This window comes from Oceanobacillus bengalensis (assembly GCF_003628445.1).
Lineage (GTDB): Bacteria > Bacillota > Bacilli > Bacillales > Amphibacillaceae > Oceanobacillus > Oceanobacillus bengalensis.
This window is the reverse complement of sequence record NZ_RBZO01000013.1, coordinates 1-17,224: the sequence shown is the minus strand read 5'-3', so window position 1 is coordinate 17,224 and position 17,224 is coordinate 1. Positions and strand designations below refer to the sequence as shown.

Genomic DNA, 17,224 nt, shown 5'->3' with positions numbered 1-17,224 from the left:
TCATCCTTTTTCACCCATCATATGCAGGGGGGGCCTGTCATCGTTCGCTTTTAGTCAATTTTTAACGTAAATTGCACCTTATAATTGAATTTTGGTAATCCTTCACTTATACTTTTCCGTATCAATAGAAAGAGGATGATTAATTGTGACGTTTGAAGAAGTTTTACCTCGCCTAAAAGCTGGAGAGAAGATTATTCGCAAAGGTGTGTGCTTGAGGCTGCCACTAAAGTGACAGCCCGTCTTCAAGGTTGGAATAATTGACGATGGGGAGACTAGGACTAAAAATTAACTATTAACAAGTATGGCTGCTTATTGTTAGAGCTCGTTATTTGTTATTTTAAATGTTTTCTCTGTCCCATCGCTAAAAGTAATCTGTAATTCTGCTTTTAGAAATTCCTTAGGTATGTTGAAACTGTTAATTGAGGAAGATATCGCTTCGTCATCTTTCATATCTGGATTAATTTCTAAGTCATGAACAATAGGGAACATCGCATCAAATGCATCTGGTCCACGGGCATCAATACTATTAAATGGGTCGTAAAACTCTGCTTCCACTAAACCATCTTCTTCTCGTATTTCACCCTCGAATTCAGAATCAAAATACAACACTTCAAAGTCAACTGTTGAATAATTCAACTGCTCTAGTTTATTCTTCATATCATCCATTGGACTTAACACTTCTTTGCTTTCTACTGTTTTGTTTTCGTTTAATTTTTTTGAAGCATCCTCATTATCATCATTTCCGCATGCTGTCATAAAGAAAGCGACCATAATAAATACAGCAGTAAGTATTCGCTTTTTCATCCTATCTCCTCCGAAATAAATTGTTCATCTACCATGTATTATTTCCTATAAATTGGAAGTCTATTCGTACGAAAGGTGGCACTTTATATGAGTCGCACAATATATGTAAATAAGAAAGTGGGAGACATTAAAGATCTTCCACTTTCCATTTTCGTTGAACATATCTTTCGTATTTAGTGGTGAGATTAATAGAACCCTGGATTATATCCGCCGTAACCATATCCATAAGCAGGATACGGTCCAAACCCAGGCCCAAACCCATAACCAGGACCATATCCGTACCATGGCCCAGGCCCATAACCGTATCCAGGCCCAGGTCCAGGGCCGAATCCAGGTCCATCAAATAATTCCCCACCGATAAATCCTAAACCAGCACCAATTAATCCCGCGGTTAGTGGAGTAATACCCCAACTCCTATGATCAAAACCTTGGGGACCTACGTGGTTTATTGGTGCATTATTATTATATCCATGCATTTGAATTCTCCTTTTCTAAAAAATTACCGTTTTATACCTCGTTTAATCATGCTACACTACAGCCTATGGTACATCAGTTTAAAATGGACTAGGCGAAAACTTCAATTTTAAAAATATATAGATGTGCAGTTGCAAAAAACGGGTAACACTCAAATAGTTTTCGACAAATTCCAACAAATTTCGAGGAGTGACAGGCACCTAATAAAAAAGCTAACAAAGTGTGGGATTTGATTCCCATCTTTGTTAGCTTAATGTCTTGTGGTTATTGCTCGTCAGTCTCAATATTTATCCATTTATAATTATCTGAACTCACTGTATAAGTTATATAATCCTTTAGATATTCTTTTTGCATGTATGCTGTCCCGTTTTGATAGAGTGGAATCAGTACAGCACTATCTTCAATGAGCATTTTTTCTGCTTTTAAAAGTGCTTCCCAGCGCTCCATTGGCTTATCTGCAAGGTCTGACTTCGAACCAAGTACAAGTCTGTCGTATTCCTCATTCGAATATCCGGTATGATTTCCTGGGCTATCAGTAATAAAAAGATTCAAGTATGTTAGTGGGTCTTGATAATCACCGTCCCACCCCGTAATAATCAATTCATATTCCTGTCCAACATTCGCTGCAATACTTGCTTTTGGTGTTAAGTTTCTTATATTAATTGTAAGTCCTGGTAGATTGGATTCCATTTGGAATTTAAGGTTTTCTGCCAATTGTTTGGAAGAGCTAGAATCTGAGCTAATCAGTTCAAATTCAAGTTCTGTTTTACCTAGTTCGTCCAATCCCTTCTCAAATAATTCCCTAGCTTTTTCTGGATCATAGTTAGTAAGATCCCCATTTTCATCACGGAAATCTTCCCCTGTTTCTGGATTTGTAGCTACTCCTCTTGGTACGTTTGCATTAGCAACAATCGATCCATTGTTTAAGAGTTCATCAACAATAATTTGTTTATCGATTACCATATTTAATGCTTTTCGGATATTTAAATTAGCAAGATCTGTTGTTTCTCCATCTTTTCCTTGATTCATTTTCAAATAAGAAGCGGAACCAGTCAAATAGGTATGAAATTCATCTTCACCTTGAAATTGCTGTACATAATCACTTGATAGATTAACTCGGTCAAGCTCACCATTAAGATATAGTTTTACTGCAGTCTCTGTATCTTTTACAACATTTACTTCAATTTTGTCTACATTTACTGCATCTTTATCCCAATAGTTTTCATTCTTTTCGTATGTCCAAGAAGAATCTGTGCTCTTCCAATTAGATAATACGAAAGGGCCATTAAATAATGTGTGTTCACTATCTAGTGCGTACTCGTCTCCATGTTCTTCAACAAATTCCTGCTTCTGCGGGAAGAAGGTTGCTGTCGTTAATAATTCTTTGAAGAATGGAACCGGATTCTCCAGTGTTACTTGTAATGTATGATCATCAAGTGCTTCTACTCCTAATTCATCTGGAGGTAATTCTCCCACTAATATCTCTGATGCATTTAAGACGATTGCCTCTAACTGTGGTCCATAAGCAGCACCTGTTTCAGGGGCAACGACCTTTTTCCATGCATATTCAAAATCATTTGCTGTTACGGGTGAACCATCTGACCATTTCGCATCTTCACGAATTTTAAATGTAAGTACCTTATTGTCATCACTTACTTCAGGCTCTTCAGCGGCCATTGCAAGTTGTGGTTTACCTTCTTTATCTAAGCGGTACAAGCCTTCAAAAACTTGATTAATCACATTAAAACTGAAATCATTATCAGCTAATGTTGGATTAAGACCAGGTATTTCACCTGCAGCACTTAGTCTTACTATTTTTTCTTCACTTTCCCCATTATCTACTGTTTCATCACTTTTATTTGTGCTTTGATTTTCTTTATCTCCACAAGCAGCTAAAAATATAAGCACTAATAAAACTGGTATAAATATTCGTAAATACTTCACCTGATATCCCCCTTATGTACTGTTGTAATAGCCATTTATCATCTTAACAGTATTAATTAGATTAGTAAAAACTTCTGCTCCTTATAGATAACTCACTAATTCGACAAATTTCAACAAAAACCGAGGAGTGACAGGCACCATGAAAAATTTAGTAGCTTTTATTTAATTTTGAAATTATAATTATTTAGTGATTATTATTTACTTAGGGGGAGCGAGATGAAGCGAATTGTTTCATTGTTGTTGGCATTAATTATAAGTATAGGGGTTTTGCCAACGATTGTATTGGCAATTGAAGAAAACGACCCAGCGTTTGAATCGTATATTGAAGAGATTGGCTGGGAAAAGCAAGATTACATTGACTATTTAGAGAGTAAGGAATGGAGCTTAGAAGATCATTTTATCTCAGTTGATGAATTGGGAATTCCATTAACAGAAGAATCCATTAAGCCTGTACTTGAGGATTTTGATTTGACACGCGAAGAATTAAATGCACTACTTGTAGAATTTGGGGATATAGCAGAGGGTCAGGACGTATTAGACGGAGAATATCTCGTTTTTGAGGAAGATCTATCGTATACCGTTGATTATTATGTAAATGGCTTAACACCAGTTGATGACAATAGTTTGCAGGAACTTCTAGATTATTACGAATTTGATTCTAAGGAAGCATTAGAGTCATTTCTTAATGAATACGATGAATCCATCGAATATTACGATTATATTGAGGACCTTGAGATGACTGTCGATATGTATTTATACCCGGCAGGTACTGTAATAGATGATGATAATCTACAAGAGCTTCTCGAAAACTATGATTTTGGTTCTAAAGAGGACTTGGAATTATATCTAAAAGAGTATGGAGATTCCATTGAATACTATGCGTTTATCGAGGATTTAGATTATTCTATCGATATGTATCAAAATGGATATTATGAAGAAGATGACTTAACGTATTTAGATGAAGAGCTAATAGATATGAATTTTGTTGATACAAGTTCTGTCTATATCATGTTTTTATTACAATTATTTTACGGACTAATTTCTAGTTAAATTTTATAAAAAGAACCGATGAGAATTTTCTCATCGGTTCTTTGGTACGTTAGCGAGAAGTATAACCTGCGTCCGCATGAATGGTTGTTCCAGTAACATAAGAAGATGCGTCAGATGCTAACCAAAGAGTCGCTTCCGCAATTTCGTTTGCTTGTCCAAAACGGTTAAGTAAGCTTAGTTGTGGTGCATATTCCTCTTCTGTATAGCCAAATTGCTCTAATGCCCCACGAAGCATAGGTGTATCGATTGCACCAGGAGCTACTGAGTTTACGCGAATATTTTCTGGACCATTTTCTAATGCTGCTACTTTCGTCATTCCAACAACACCGTGTTTTGCAGCAACATATGCAATGTTATTAGGTTGTGGACGGAAACCACTAACAGAAGAAATGTTGATAATAGAACCGCCATTTCCTTGTTTCTTCATTTGTTGTAATTCATATTTCATGCAAAGTGCAGCACCTTTTAAATCGACAGACATTAGGCGATCCCAATAGTCTTCATCAAATTCAGCTGCTGGTTTATCATCTGGGGTTAAAGCAGCATTATTTACTGCTACATCTAATTTACCATATGTATCAACAGTAAATTTCACCATCGCTTGTACATCTGCTGATTTAGAAACATCCACTTTTACAAAAGCTGCTTCTCCACCATTCGCTTTTATTGATTCTGCAACTTCGGTACCTTTTTCTTCATTATAATCTGCAATGATAACTTTCGCTTTTGCATCAGCAAACAATCTCGCTGTTGCTTCACCCATACCCATTGCTGCGCCAGTAATGATAGCAACTTTTCCTTCTAAAACGGGAAATGTCATATAAATTACCTCCTAATAATCTTATGTTTACATAAGTAGTATATCTACAAGGGCGATGCGTATTCAATCAACAACTGACAAAAAATCGTACATTACTAAACAATTTGTTGCATTTTGTATATTAAAATTTGCAAGAATAATTGTTTCGTATCATAATTTAGGGTGAGGTGAGCGTTTCATGCAAGACTATGTAGACAAAAGGATTCAGCGTTCAAAGTCAGCACTTAAAAAATCATTCCTATCAATACTCGCGCAAAAGAATTTTGATAAAATTACGATTTCAGAAATTGCAAGTAAAGCAAATTATAATCGTGGAACATTTTATGCAAATTTTGATTCGAAGGAAAAATTGTTAGATGAGATTATACGAGATGTACTGGATGAAATGGTTGACCAAATTAGAAATCCCTATAAATCTATTGAAAGAGTAAACATGAAGGAAATGCGTATAGAAGATATTATGCTATTTACGTATTTTAAAGAAAATGCGGAGCTTTATAAATTATTATTAAGTGATCACATTCGTGTGGATTTTCGTTATCAAATTGCTAAAGCGATTGAAGCGTTGTTTTTAATGGAATATGAGTATGAGTTGGAAGAAGGGACTATCCTTAATCCGAAATGGTTGTATGTCTACCGTGCACATGGAATAGCTGGAGTTATTATTCGGTGGATGGAAGAAGATTTTCAGGCAGATCCAGCTTATATGTCAGAACAAATTGTAGAACTTATGCTTACTTCAACGGAGGTTTTTAATGTGAAGGTTTAACATGGAAAATATATAGCACACGGCCTGTTAAAATGCAGGGCCAAATACATGGAAAAACCTGCTGCTTCGTAGTTCATAAGCAGGTTTGTTTGGTTAGAGTTATTTGGAAATCCTTCCTGTTATAGTACCACTATATGGTGATAGTCTTTTTTGCATCGATTAATTATTCCCCCTATGCAAGTCTTTTCTAATTATTGTATGGTTTAAAATAATCATTGCTTCGTCAACCTTCCGTAATTTTAGGCATCTGAAACTTTTTTCGTGTTATAGTCGTAAGATAGGGAAGGGGAGAAAGGAAATGATGTCCTTTTTGTAATAAAGCAGTAATTTTAGATTATAATTTATTATAGTCTGTAAGTTTTATAGCATGATGCGTACACAAATTTAAGCAAACATGAAATAGAGGTTATATATATGATGAAAGAGGCGTTAACTATACAAGCGGATAAGAGCTATCACGAGGCTGAGCAGAAGGCGACTGCTTATTTTACAACACTTACGGAAGGGCTCGAGAAACAGGCATTTATCAAGTCTCTAACCAAGGATATTCAGACATGGAAACAGAGTCACATCCAACCGCCTTCCATCTTTTCGCGATTTACACGTAAAAGGGTAAAAGCTGACACTAGAAATTATCAACCATATTTACAGTGGTTAGATGTTACAGGTAAACTTGATAATTATCTAGACCGAAGTATTTCCTATATTTTTATGCGGGACTTGGGAAAAGCACTAGATGAGAAAGAAACGCAAAGTCGGATTGAGCATAATGTCACACGTTTAAAAAAATACTTGCTAAAAGATGGGGATCAGACGTTTAGTATGGCGAAGTTATATCGAATGGCTGAAAAGGAGGGTGTTGAATCTACTCTAATTTGGATGTTTGAAAAATTAAAAAACGTTTCTTCTAATATTCCCCAGGGAATGGATGCAGACGAGGCCCAGCGGAAATTGATTAAGATAATTGCGGGGGTAGTCATGCAAGTGATTGAAGAGATGGCAGGAAAAGGTTCACCAGAAGAAAGGAAGCGAAAGTTAGAAGAAGCAATCCGATTAGGTTACGCTTATGGACTAACATACCCATTCATTGATGACTTGCTTGATTCCAATGTTTTATCTCGTGAGGAGCAAAAACGCTATTCTGATTTGATACGCACGACATTATTGACAGGAACGGTACCGGAACTAGGTGATTGGGGAGGGAAGAATGGTGCGCTGATGAAATACATTCATTCCGAACTCCGAGATGCCTTTGAATATATGAAAGCACACCAGCTTGAATCCACATGGCGTTCCTTTCTTGAGCAATCCTATGTGTTCTTTAAATCCCAGGAAGTGGACCGTTTAAAGGATCTATCAGATGGAAGTTACACGAATGAAAGACTTTATATCCCTGTTATTGTAAAGGCAGCATCTTCACGATTGATTGTTCGTTCTATTATTCGTGCTGCTGAGGATGAGGGAATTGATAAACGAACCTTTTATTACGGGATATACAATCAACTAGCGGATGATTTTGCTGATATGTTTGAAGATTTGGAGGAGGGGAGGGTCACTCCCTATACTTATTATCTGAAATATCATGCCGAGCGACAGGACCTGATCAATCCGTTTGAACTGTATTGGGCAGTTATTGGCTATTTAATTCATGAAGTGTATCATTCCGATGAGAAGACTCGCGAAGTAATTTTAGATCGGGCAATTAATGGACTAAAAAGATATGAAGTGCGAATGGGTACAGATACATACGATAAGGTCATGGGTGTGTTCGCTACTTTTCATCCAGAATTTAATCGTCTGATCGAACAGATGGCAGAGAAGGCAGATGATGTGGATTTCTTTGACAAACTCCTCAGAGACCATATCTTGAGCATGCTGAAAGATGAACGGAAGGAACAGGAAGATTTTATGGATTCGGTTAAAACGATTCGTAAAGAGATCAATAGTGAATTATCGATTTCAATAGCTGAAAAAGATGATTTAATAAACGAGCAAATCATTGATGCAGCAAATTATAGCCTAAAAAGTGATGGGAAGAGGCTTAGGCCTATTATTACTTGGTTCATGGGTGTACGTGCATATGGATTAGAAAAGGATGCAATTATGCCGCTTCTAAAATCACTTGAATATATGCATACGGCATCCTTAATCTTTGATGACCTTCCTTCTCAAGATAACGCACCTGTTCGTAGGGGACGTCAAACCGTTCATGAGACGTATAATGTGGCTGTAGCAGAACTAACAGGGTTGTTTTTAACACAGAAAGCAGTTGAAGAGCAATCATCACTTCATACATTTGATTCAGGTACGGTATTACAATTAGTAAACTATTCGGCACGGATTATTGCAGATATGTGTAGGGGACAGGCGATGGACCTTGATTCGAAAGGGAAAAACTTGACCTTGGAACAGTTGAATGTAATGTGTTTTTATAAGACAGGGATGGGATTTGAGGCTTCTCTCGTCATGCCCGCAATCCTTCGAGGAGTAGGGGAGGCAGAGAAGAAGGCGCTACGAACATTTGCATATCATGCGGGCATTGCGTTTCAAATTAAAGATGATCTACTTGACGTAGAAGGCAATGAGAACACCCTTGGAAAACCAACAAGTAAGGATGCAGAAAATAGTCGTTCAACCTTTGTTTCTATACTTGGTCAAGAGGGTGCTAGGAAAGAGATGTGGGAACATTACTGTTCTGCTATGGATGCCTTAGAGCAGGTACCACAGGGTAGCGCTTTTCTTAAGCATTTGTTAAATTATATTATTAATAGGGATTATTGATTAGTTGTAAAAAGGAAAGAGGTTGCTCACCATAATGATTGAGCAACCTCATTTTGATTTACTAAAATTATTCTTGTTCTTCCTCATCATCCACATCTAAAATCGCATCAAATGCTTCGGATACTTTATCAAACTCTTCATCGGTTTCAATTGCTGCTAGGTCACCTTCGTCATCAATTTTGAGGAAGAAGACATCAATGTCATCTTCGCTATCGTCCTTAATATCTTCAACAAAGCATACAGCCACATAATCTGTATCTTGTAATGTAACCTTAGCTAATACCTCAACCTCTTCTTCTTTCTCTGTTTCATCACTTATATTAAATACATCGCCTACTTTAATTTCTTCCATTATTCATGGCCTCCTCTTATTAAAATTATGTAATAGTATCATCTTTCCCTATTTCGGGCTTAATTAAGCACCTAAAAAAGCCTCTCTTATATGTAACAATACAAAAGAGAGGCTTTTTCTTTACTCCTATTGCATTTTAATTGGCGTACAAACTGCGTACAAACTTTCAGCTGAATCAGACATATTAACTTCAACAATTTTGTAGCCGTTTTCTGTTGTCTTTTTTGTTAGCATTTTATTGTTTTCCATTATTTTCTTCCTCCTTAACGAATATAGCACACAGAAATTAATATATGAAGGAATAATTTATTTGTGCATGATTTTGGAGGAAATAATGAAAGTACCTACTTTAAAAAGCCCAATTCCCATTTCTAAATACAGGTTCTTTTGTACCATCAGCTAAAATGCCATCAATATCCATTTTTTCAGAACCAATCATAAAATCAACATGTGTTAAACTGTCATTTAATCCATTTTCCTTTAATACCTCTTCTGACATCGTTTTTCCACCTTCGATACAGAAGGCATATCCTTTACCAATTGCGATATGGTTTGATGCATTCTCATCAAACAATGTTTCATAGAAAATTAAATCTGTATCAGAAATAGGTGAACGATGTGGAACGAGTGCAACTTCTCCAAGATAATGGGAGCCTTCATCTGTTTCAATTAGATTTTTCAATGTTTCATACCCTTTTTCCGCTTGGTAATCCACAATTTTACCGTCTTTAAAAGTTATTGAGAAGTTCTCAATTAGATTTCCAGAATAGCTAAGTGGTTTTGTTGCTGTAACCGTTCCATTTACGCCAGTCCTGAGTGGCGCAGTGAACACTTCTTCTGTTGGGATATTTGCAACAAAAACAGTTCCTTGTGCATTAACACTTCCAGCACTAATCCATACATGCTTTTCTGGTAGTTCAATCGTTAGATCTGTACCCTCCGCTACATAATGAAGCGCCTTGTACTTTTGTTGATTTAAATGACTTGCTTTTGTATCTAATGTTTCAATGTGCTCTTGCCATGCTTGGACAGGCTCTGCGAGATTTGCGCGAGTTGCACTGAAAATTGCATTCCATAGTGATTCTACAGCCTCGTCTTCTTCTAGTTCAGGATAAATTTTCTTCGCCCAAACTTTATTTGGAGTAGAGACAATGGACCAGCTTACCTTGTCACTCATTTGATAATTTGCAAAGGTTTTAAGTGCTGTTGAACGTGTAATGGATGCAGTCTGAATGCGTTCCGGATCAATACCATTTAATAAATCTGGATCACTAGAAAGGACGGATAAGAAAGCAGCGTTATTCTCTGCTAATTCCTCCAGGTGTTTTACCTTGTATTTTGGGAAATAATTAAATACTTCGTTTGGTGCCATTTCAAATTTCGTTCGTGTAAGATCGTCATCGGACCAGTTAACTTCAACATCAAATGCACCGCGCTCATAAGCTTTCTTCTGTAAGATTCGTACAAATTCCACCGCAGAAATCGGAGCATTGATGTAAAGTGTTTGTCCTTTTTGAATATTCACTCCAACTTCAATTGCTAATGAAGCATATTTCTCTAGGTTTTCTTGAAAATTTTTCATGTGAATCATCTTCCTCCCTAAATTTTAACGTGTATCTGTATTTTAGCATATAGCCATTCATTTATGGTAAAAGTGTGTCAATATAGTGTCTTTAAACTTCAAATGTTGCATGTACCAGGTTCTATGTTCTATGATTAGCTTTAAAGAGGGAAAAACGCGATTGAATTAAAGGATTGGTGAGATATCATGTTAAAAAGAAAATTATGGATGGTGCTAATTATTTTAGGAATAACAGTCCTAGCAGCATGTGGAAACGAAAGCGAAAATGGGGAAGAAACTGAGGAACTAACACCCCTTGAAGTGGAATTCCTCGTTCCAGAGAAAGTAGAAGTTGATGAAAATTTTGAACTCGAGGCAATTGTTACCTATGGAGATGAAGATGTAACAGATGCTGATGAAGTCACTTTTGAATACTGGAGACAAGGTAATGAGGATGAGACCACAAAGATTGAAGCAACAAATAATGGAGATGGAACATACACGACTGACTTATCAATAGCTACTGATGGGGTATACGAAATATTTGCCCATACAACAGCAAAAGGCTTACATACCATGCCGAAGAAATCGATAACGATTGGTGAAGGTACTGTTTTGGAACAGGAAGACGCAGAACATGTAGAAGGTGAACATAATCACGGGGCACATGACCATGGTGCAACTGAAGGAGGATTTGCATTACACTTTGTGGATCCTGGAGCTGCTAAGCAAGGTGAAGAAGTCAACTTAACTGTACATTTGCAAATGGATGGTGAACCTTTAGCACAGGCTAATGTTCGATATGAAGTAGTAAATGATAGTTCAGATATACATGAATGGATTGAAACAGAAGAATTAACTGCAGGTGAATACGATAGTACGTATGTACTTGAAGAAGCAGGTATCTATAATATCACGATTCATGTTGAAAATGATGAGGGTTTACATGAGCATGAAGAATATACCATTGAAGTGGAATAAAAGAGAAGTGTCAGTCAATGTATTAGCGGCTGACACTTCTATTTGGTTATATAATTTTCTGTATAAAAAGGTTGTGAATCCTTGTTAAAGTCAACGCCTATAGCAAGTGCTTTAAAGTCCTTGTTTAATTTGTTTTCACGATGACCAAGTGAATTCATTAAACCCTCATGTGCAAAAATACTGCTTGGTTGACCTGTTGCTAGATTTTCCCCAGCCATCGAATATGCAATTGCATCTTCTGTCATTCGGTCAAATGGCGATTGTCCTTCTGGATTCGTATGGCTGAAATAATTGTTGTCAGCCATGTCTGTGCTATGGTCACGAGCGGTTTGCCTGACAGATTCTTCCCAAGTTAAAATGGAAAGACCATGGTTTACTCTCGATGCATTGGTTAGGTCAAACAATTGATACTCGAAGCCTTCTCTTAGTTCCTCGCTAGGTTTTGCAAAGTACTGCTTTTTCTGCTGTTCGAGATCACTACTTATGATTTGGATTGCTGTAACAGTGAAGTCTTCATGTTTATCGTAAAAGATGGTCACATAATTATTTTCGATAAGAAATGTATTATATTCTTGATTGTTCTCGAATTGATATGTTACAAAACCTTTTCGGATGCCTTTTAGTGGGTCATCTAGTGTCGATAGAACCGAGTCTCTTGTGCTATCAAACGTAATTCCATTTGTAGAAGTTAGCAAATCTTGATTCGTATATAAGCCAACAACCTTATCATTTTCATCATAAGAAGCCATGAAAAAGTTTTGATAGTTTTCGTGATACGTTACCCACTGAGCCCCATATTCATTCGTTGTTGTGCGCTCAGGATTTCCCGCTATCTCTTCCACCTGTTGACGATCATCACCAAGCTCAACATTATGAATCGAAAAGGATTGTTCTCTTGGCGTATCTAGTCGTGGTTTATTCGTGTCAAGATCGGGCTCTCCTTGCTGCTCATCACCATGTAAGAAATCTCTCAGCTGTGTGACTAGTAAATGGGTTTCTTGCTTAAAGTCATCAATTGCGCCAGTAACTTTCGGGTTTTCCTTTAGTTCATTAACATCAGAGTGAATATCTTTAAAAACACCAAGAAAACCAGATTCATTGAACGTTTCCCCGTAAAAATGCCAAAGTGCACCAACAATAAGTAATAAAAAGATTATATTTCGTAATTTCGGCATTTTTCCACCCCTGACCTTTCTTTCTGTCTATGTATTTTACCAAGTTTATATTGAATCCACAATGATTTCGAGGCAAACGAAAAGAGAAGGGAGCCCCCGCTTCTTATTATTAACCTATTAATAATGGAAAATACTTGTCTAGTGAAAAAAGGGAGGAAGTGATGAATTTTTTTCTTGATAATGGTTAGCGTTTTTAAGGGAAGTGTTCTCCCCTTAAAATGGTGTCTTTAATTCCAATTGGAGCTTCATTATGTCTGCTTTTGTAAAAGATAAATTTGGTGCACTGCCATTTTGGTAGTTAATGATTGTTTTTAAGGTGAGAATCGTTGGAAAGGCAAGCATAATTTCGTTATTTTCAAATGCCGTCAACGCCTTTTCTGGGGTAATCCAAAATGCTTCGTCTATTTCCTTTTTGTCAGGTATTGGAAGTTGTCCACTTGGAAGATGTGCGACAAAAAAGCGTGTATCAAAACGAATGGGGCTCCGTTCTGGTGTAATGAGTTGGCCAATATAAGTTAATGTTTGAAGGTCGAGCCGAATATTTTCTTGCTCTAACAAGTCATTGAAAGTCATTTTGTCTGTGATTAGCTGTTGCCGATAGTGAATTGCTTTTTCATCTAATAAGTGAATCATTGAACCGTCAATTTTATCTCCTAAAAGTATCCCGACTTCTTCAAATAATTCTCTAGCTGCACCGATGTAATGCTCTAGGCTTACCGGGGAAGGAACATGAATGTTTACATGTTGCTTATTTATGAAAGAATCATGTTTCTCAATTGAACCACCAGGAAAAACGTGAAATCCCCCCATGAATTTCATTGTTTTAGGCCGTTGTGTTAAATATACTCTTGATAAATCATCCAAAAGTACAACAGTAGATGCTGGCTTTGGTGTAGCAACCATATGTAACCTCCTTAATAATCGTTGTTTTGAAATTTCAGTAATCATCTTATTACATTATACTAAAATTTAGTAAGATAGATACGATTTATCTATAGAGCTGAAATAAGTTCTAAGAATAACCTATTATCCTCTGTAAAAACTAACCATTATGTATGAACATAAGGAGAGGTTTTTGTTGGTTACTTTAAAAGCAATTTTAAAAGCACAAGAGAAAATGAAGGGCATTGTTCATCAAACACCTTTGGACTATTCCCGCACGTTCAGTGATATGGCTGAAAATGAGGTATATCTAAAACTAGAAAATTTACAAAAGACGGGTTCCTTCAAGGTGAGAGGCTCCTATAATAAAATGATTTCACTCCGGAAGAATGAAGTTGAAAATGGAGTTGTAGCTGCTTCTGCAGGCAACCATGCTCAAGGTGTTGCATATGCCAGCACAATGCTCGGTATTCCTTGTACGATCGTTATGCCTGCCAGTGCCCCTTTAAGTAAAGTTCAAGCAACGAAGGGGTATGGTGCGAATGTAATATTACAGGGAAATACGTTTGATGATGCCTTGGATTATGCATTGGATGTAAAAGATAAAACAAATACTGCATTTATTCATGCTTTTGATGATGAAGCGATTATTGCTGGACAAGGTACTGTTGGACTAGAGATTATGGAACAACTTCCAGATGTTGAAGTAATTATTTGTCCAGTCGGTGGAGGCGGTCTAATCGCTGGACTTGCTGCAGCAGTAAAAGAAAAAAATCCTGCGATTCAAGTATATGGTGTAGAGGCTAAGAGCTGTCCAAGTATGGCTGAATCATTGAATCTTAATAAATTAATTACGGTAGAATCATCCCCAACAATGGCAGACGGAATTGCTGTAAAGAGACCGGGACAACACACCTTTAAGCTTGTACAACAATACGTTGATGACATGATTACAGTGGATGAGATGGAAATTGCAGGGGCAATGCTCATGTTACTGGAAAGGAATAAATTACTCGTAGAAGGTTCGGGAGCAGTCTCGCTTGCTGCGATGCTTAATCATAAGCTTCCGATTAGAGATAAGAAGGTCGTTCAAGTTATTAGTGGTGGAAATGTTGATGTGAGTTTTATCTCACGGATTATTGAAAGAGGAATGGTAGAATCGGGTCGTTTCATGCGTTTTCAAACAATTCTTAAGGATAAACCTGGTAATCTTGAGAAAATCCTACAAATAATTACGGAACAACAAGGAAACATCTTGGATATTTCCTTAAGTCATATGGGAGATAAAATATATCCAAGTTATGCACAATTATCTCTTTCTATCGAGACAAGAGATAAGGGGCATATTGAAGAAATACATAAAGTCTTGAAAAGAAGAGGGTATGTAACTGGGGCAGAGTAACAGAAATATATCTGAACATTGCCGTCTAAAAAAGAGGCTAGAACTTTTTCTATTGCTGAATATAAATTCATAGATGATGTAAACTCCGCAGTAAGCGCATGTTGATTTCCGCTGCAGGCAGTACGCTTTCCGCGGGCACGGCCTCAGCCCTCCTCGCGGAAAGACCACCGCTGCGGGGTCTTCGGACACGTGCTTTTCCCGCAGGAGTCGACTGCCCTCCGCTACAATCAACAATCATATTAGCAATGATACCTGTTGGTGTTTGGATTATGCAATATCAGCGAAGTGTATTTCCAGAACGACGTGCTTCACACAATACTGAATTAAAGAGATCAATACTCTATATCAAATCCAAAGTAATCTTAATTGTAATGGGCGATTTTGAGTATCTTCGGATTTTTCTATACTTAAATATTTTTGTACTAGCCTCCATTTATGAATGATTTTAATCTTCAGCTATGCATCTTTTAAAGTCTAATTAACGGTGATAGGGATAGTTTAATTTTTAAAAAATATATTAATGAATTGTTTGCGTATAACTAAACTAAATTATATAATGTTTATTATATAATAAACTTATGAGGGGAGTGTTTGTAGAATGGCTCAAAAATATCGGTTTTGGGATGCAACAATCGAGGAGCTTTGTAAAGGATATGTATATGAATCATCAACCGACGATTATATTTGTCTTTTGTGTAATAAAAGCTTTGAAAATGGAGTTATTTATCCTATTGATAATGTTTTATATGAAGCCAAAAAGGCAATTGGGCATCATATAAAAGAAGTGCATGGCTCAACGTTTGATTATTTAATACAGATGGACAAGAAGTATACAGGGCTGTCAGAACATCAAAAGGAATTACTACAATTCTTTAAAAATGGAGTAAGTGACAAAGAAATAGCAACAGAAACTGGAGGAAGCAACTCTACCATTAGGAACCATCGATTTAAATTTAGAGAAAAAGAGAAACAAGCAAAAGTTTTTCTAGCGATTATGAATCTATTAAAGAAAGATGAAGATACAAAAGATAGTTTCATCGATATTCATAAGGGGGCAAAAATGGTGGATGAAAGGTATGCTATTACTACTGAAGAGAAAGAAAGGGTATTATCAACTTACTTTGATAAAGGGTTAGATGGCCCATTAAAAACATTCCCAAGTAAGGAAAAAAGAAAGATTATTGTATTACAACATCTATTAAAATCTTTTGAGATAAAATCAAGTTATTCTGAAATGGAAGTAAATGAAATACTGAAAAAGGTTTATAGTGATTTTGTGACAATTAGACGTTACTTTATCGAATATGGTTTTATGGAACGGAGTAAAGATGGTAGTAAATACTGGGTGAAGAACTAAGGCATAATTGGTATAGCGTAAGAAGACAAAACAACCTAGATAGTAATCAACATAGAAATCGGGTGATACATTTTGAAGGGAACAACACATGTAGCCATTGGGGCAGCTGCGGGTTTATTTACGGCTAATATCTATCATACGGATCCAACATCAACGATGGTACTAGTAGGATTAGGAAGTATAGCGGGGCTAGTACCTGACCTTGATATTGATGGGAAACTTAGTAACAAGATTACACTTTCTAAAGATGTTTTTCGTTTAATTGCACAGGTGATTGCCATATTTATTATTGGCTATAGCTTTTTTACCGGGACAGGATTTGAGAAATGGATTGGTATTGGTGCTGGTATTATGCTTTTCATTCTAGCTATTTTTATTAGGCAACGGCGAATGTTAACCTTAACGGGTATCGGCGTACTTATTGGAGGTCAGGCATTACAAGAGGATTGGTTATGGTTATTAGGTATCTATCTTATTATTGCGTCATTTGTATCGCATCGTGGTTACACACATTCTATATTAGGAGCCGTTTTTTTTGCATTTATTTCTTTTTCTTTAGATAAGTCACTGGCATTGGATGGTGTATCAATAGCTTGTATATTAGGATATGTCAGCCATTTAATTACAGACATGAAGTTTTTTCCGGTTAATAAAAGGGGAATTAAATTATTTTTACCGTTTAGTAAAAAAGAATTTTAAATAATGTAGGCTCTTTGCATATTTATTGTTGCTATTGATATAAACTGCGAGGTATGTATATGGTAACTTAAAAGTGAGCCACCATAGCAATTGAAAACTGAGCCACTTTTGATAGAAAATAACCCTAATGACATGTTAGGGGGAAACATCAGGAGTGATTATATTGAGTGAGA

16 protein-coding genes are annotated in these 17,224 nt (G+C 36.5%); 7 read left to right on the top strand and 9 right to left on the bottom strand.

Annotated features, from left to right (window positions below; genetic code table 11):
• Nucleotides 1-315: 315 nt before the first annotated feature.
• The 3 genes from D8M05_RS09630 to D8M05_RS09620 form a co-directional block, all read right to left on the bottom strand.
• Nucleotides 316-804 (bottom strand): YusW family protein, encoded by a 489-nt coding sequence (locus D8M05_RS09630; protein WP_121131231.1) that lies wholly within the window; start codon nucleotides 802-804, stop codon nucleotides 316-318.
• 185 nt (nucleotides 805-989) lie between these two features.
• Complete coding sequence (locus tag D8M05_RS09625) at nucleotides 990-1,280, bottom strand: hypothetical protein (RefSeq protein WP_121131229.1); 291 nt, start codon at nucleotides 1,278-1,280, stop codon at nucleotides 990-992.
• Nucleotides 1,281-1,542: 262 nt separating this feature from the next.
• Nucleotides 1,543-3,222, bottom strand: a complete 1,680-nt coding sequence (locus D8M05_RS09620) for a peptide ABC transporter substrate-binding protein (RefSeq protein ID WP_121131227.1) — start codon at nucleotides 3,220-3,222, stop codon at nucleotides 1,543-1,545.
• 216 nt (nucleotides 3,223-3,438) lie between these two features.
• Between D8M05_RS09620 and D8M05_RS09615 the strand changes: the two genes are divergently transcribed.
• A complete protein-coding gene (locus D8M05_RS09615; protein ID WP_121131225.1) occupies nucleotides 3,439-4,272 on the top strand; it encodes a processed acidic surface protein in 834 nt (277 codons plus the stop codon).
• A gap of 49 nt (nucleotides 4,273-4,321) precedes the next feature.
• On the opposite strand, the gene D8M05_RS09610 is transcribed toward D8M05_RS09615, so the two are convergent.
• Nucleotides 4,322-5,092 (bottom strand): SDR family NAD(P)-dependent oxidoreductase, encoded by a 771-nt coding sequence (locus tag D8M05_RS09610; protein ID WP_121131223.1) that lies wholly within the window; start codon nucleotides 5,090-5,092, stop codon nucleotides 4,322-4,324.
• Nucleotides 5,093-5,270: 178 nt separating this feature from the next.
• Between D8M05_RS09610 and D8M05_RS09605 the strand changes: the two genes are divergently transcribed.
• Both D8M05_RS09605 and D8M05_RS09600 read left to right on the top strand, forming a co-directional pair.
• A complete protein-coding gene (locus D8M05_RS09605; protein ID WP_121131221.1) occupies nucleotides 5,271-5,861 on the top strand; it encodes a TetR/AcrR family transcriptional regulator in 591 nt (196 codons plus the stop codon).
• Between the two features lie 417 nt (nucleotides 5,862-6,278).
• Complete coding sequence (locus D8M05_RS09600) at nucleotides 6,279-8,642, top strand: polyprenyl synthetase family protein (RefSeq protein ID WP_121131382.1); 2,364 nt, start codon at nucleotides 6,279-6,281, stop codon at nucleotides 8,640-8,642.
• A gap of 67 nt (nucleotides 8,643-8,709) precedes the next feature.
• Here D8M05_RS09600 and D8M05_RS09595 read toward each other — a convergent pair whose 3' ends face one another.
• From D8M05_RS09595 to D8M05_RS09590, 3 genes are all read right to left on the bottom strand, one after another.
• Nucleotides 8,710-8,994, bottom strand: coding sequence for a DUF1292 domain-containing protein (locus D8M05_RS09595; RefSeq protein ID WP_121131219.1), 285 nt, complete (start codon nucleotides 8,992-8,994; stop codon nucleotides 8,710-8,712).
• Between the two features lie 126 nt (nucleotides 8,995-9,120).
• Nucleotides 9,121-9,243 carry a hypothetical protein gene (locus D8M05_RS20740; RefSeq protein ID WP_281271904.1) on the bottom strand — a complete coding sequence of 41 codons (123 nt, stop codon included), beginning with the start codon at nucleotides 9,241-9,243 and terminating at the stop codon, nucleotides 9,121-9,123.
• A gap of 100 nt (nucleotides 9,244-9,343) precedes the next feature.
• Nucleotides 9,344-10,576, bottom strand: a complete 1,233-nt coding sequence (locus tag D8M05_RS09590; RefSeq protein WP_121131217.1) for an aminopeptidase — start codon at nucleotides 10,574-10,576, stop codon at nucleotides 9,344-9,346.
• Between the two features lie 186 nt (nucleotides 10,577-10,762).
• Here D8M05_RS09590 and D8M05_RS09585 point away from each other — a divergent pair, with 186 nt between their 5' ends.
• The gene (locus D8M05_RS09585; RefSeq protein ID WP_121131215.1) at nucleotides 10,763-11,536 is read left to right on the top strand and encodes a FixH family protein; all 774 of its coding nucleotides are present in this window, start codon (nucleotides 10,763-10,765) and stop codon (nucleotides 11,534-11,536) included.
• A 38-nt stretch (nucleotides 11,537-11,574) separates the two neighbouring features.
• Here D8M05_RS09585 and D8M05_RS09580 read toward each other — a convergent pair whose 3' ends face one another.
• On the bottom strand, nucleotides 11,575-12,711 hold the full coding sequence (locus D8M05_RS09580) for a CAP domain-containing protein (protein ID WP_121131213.1): 1,137 nt from the start codon (nucleotides 12,709-12,711) through the stop codon (nucleotides 11,575-11,577).
• A gap of 213 nt (nucleotides 12,712-12,924) precedes the next feature.
• Nucleotides 12,925-13,614, bottom strand: coding sequence for an NUDIX hydrolase (locus tag D8M05_RS09575; protein WP_183072757.1), 690 nt, complete (start codon nucleotides 13,612-13,614; stop codon nucleotides 12,925-12,927).
• A 175-nt stretch (nucleotides 13,615-13,789) separates the two neighbouring features.
• Here D8M05_RS09575 and ilvA point away from each other — a divergent pair, with 175 nt between their 5' ends.
• The 3 genes from ilvA (at nucleotide 13,790) to D8M05_RS09560 (ending at nucleotide 17,051) form a co-directional block, all read left to right on the top strand.
• On the top strand, nucleotides 13,790-14,995 hold the full coding sequence (ilvA, locus tag D8M05_RS09570) for a threonine ammonia-lyase (protein WP_121131209.1): 1,206 nt from the start codon (nucleotides 13,790-13,792) through the stop codon (nucleotides 14,993-14,995).
• Nucleotides 14,996-15,593: 598 nt separating this feature from the next.
• Nucleotides 15,594-16,352, top strand: a complete 759-nt coding sequence (locus D8M05_RS09565) for a DUF2087 domain-containing protein (protein ID WP_121131207.1) — start codon at nucleotides 15,594-15,596, stop codon at nucleotides 16,350-16,352.
• Nucleotides 16,353-16,424: 72 nt separating this feature from the next.
• Nucleotides 16,425-17,051: a metal-dependent hydrolase gene (locus D8M05_RS09560; protein WP_121131205.1), complete on the top strand. Its 627-nt coding sequence runs from the start codon at nucleotides 16,425-16,427 to the stop codon at nucleotides 17,049-17,051.
• Nucleotides 17,052-17,224: the final 173 nt, after the last annotated feature.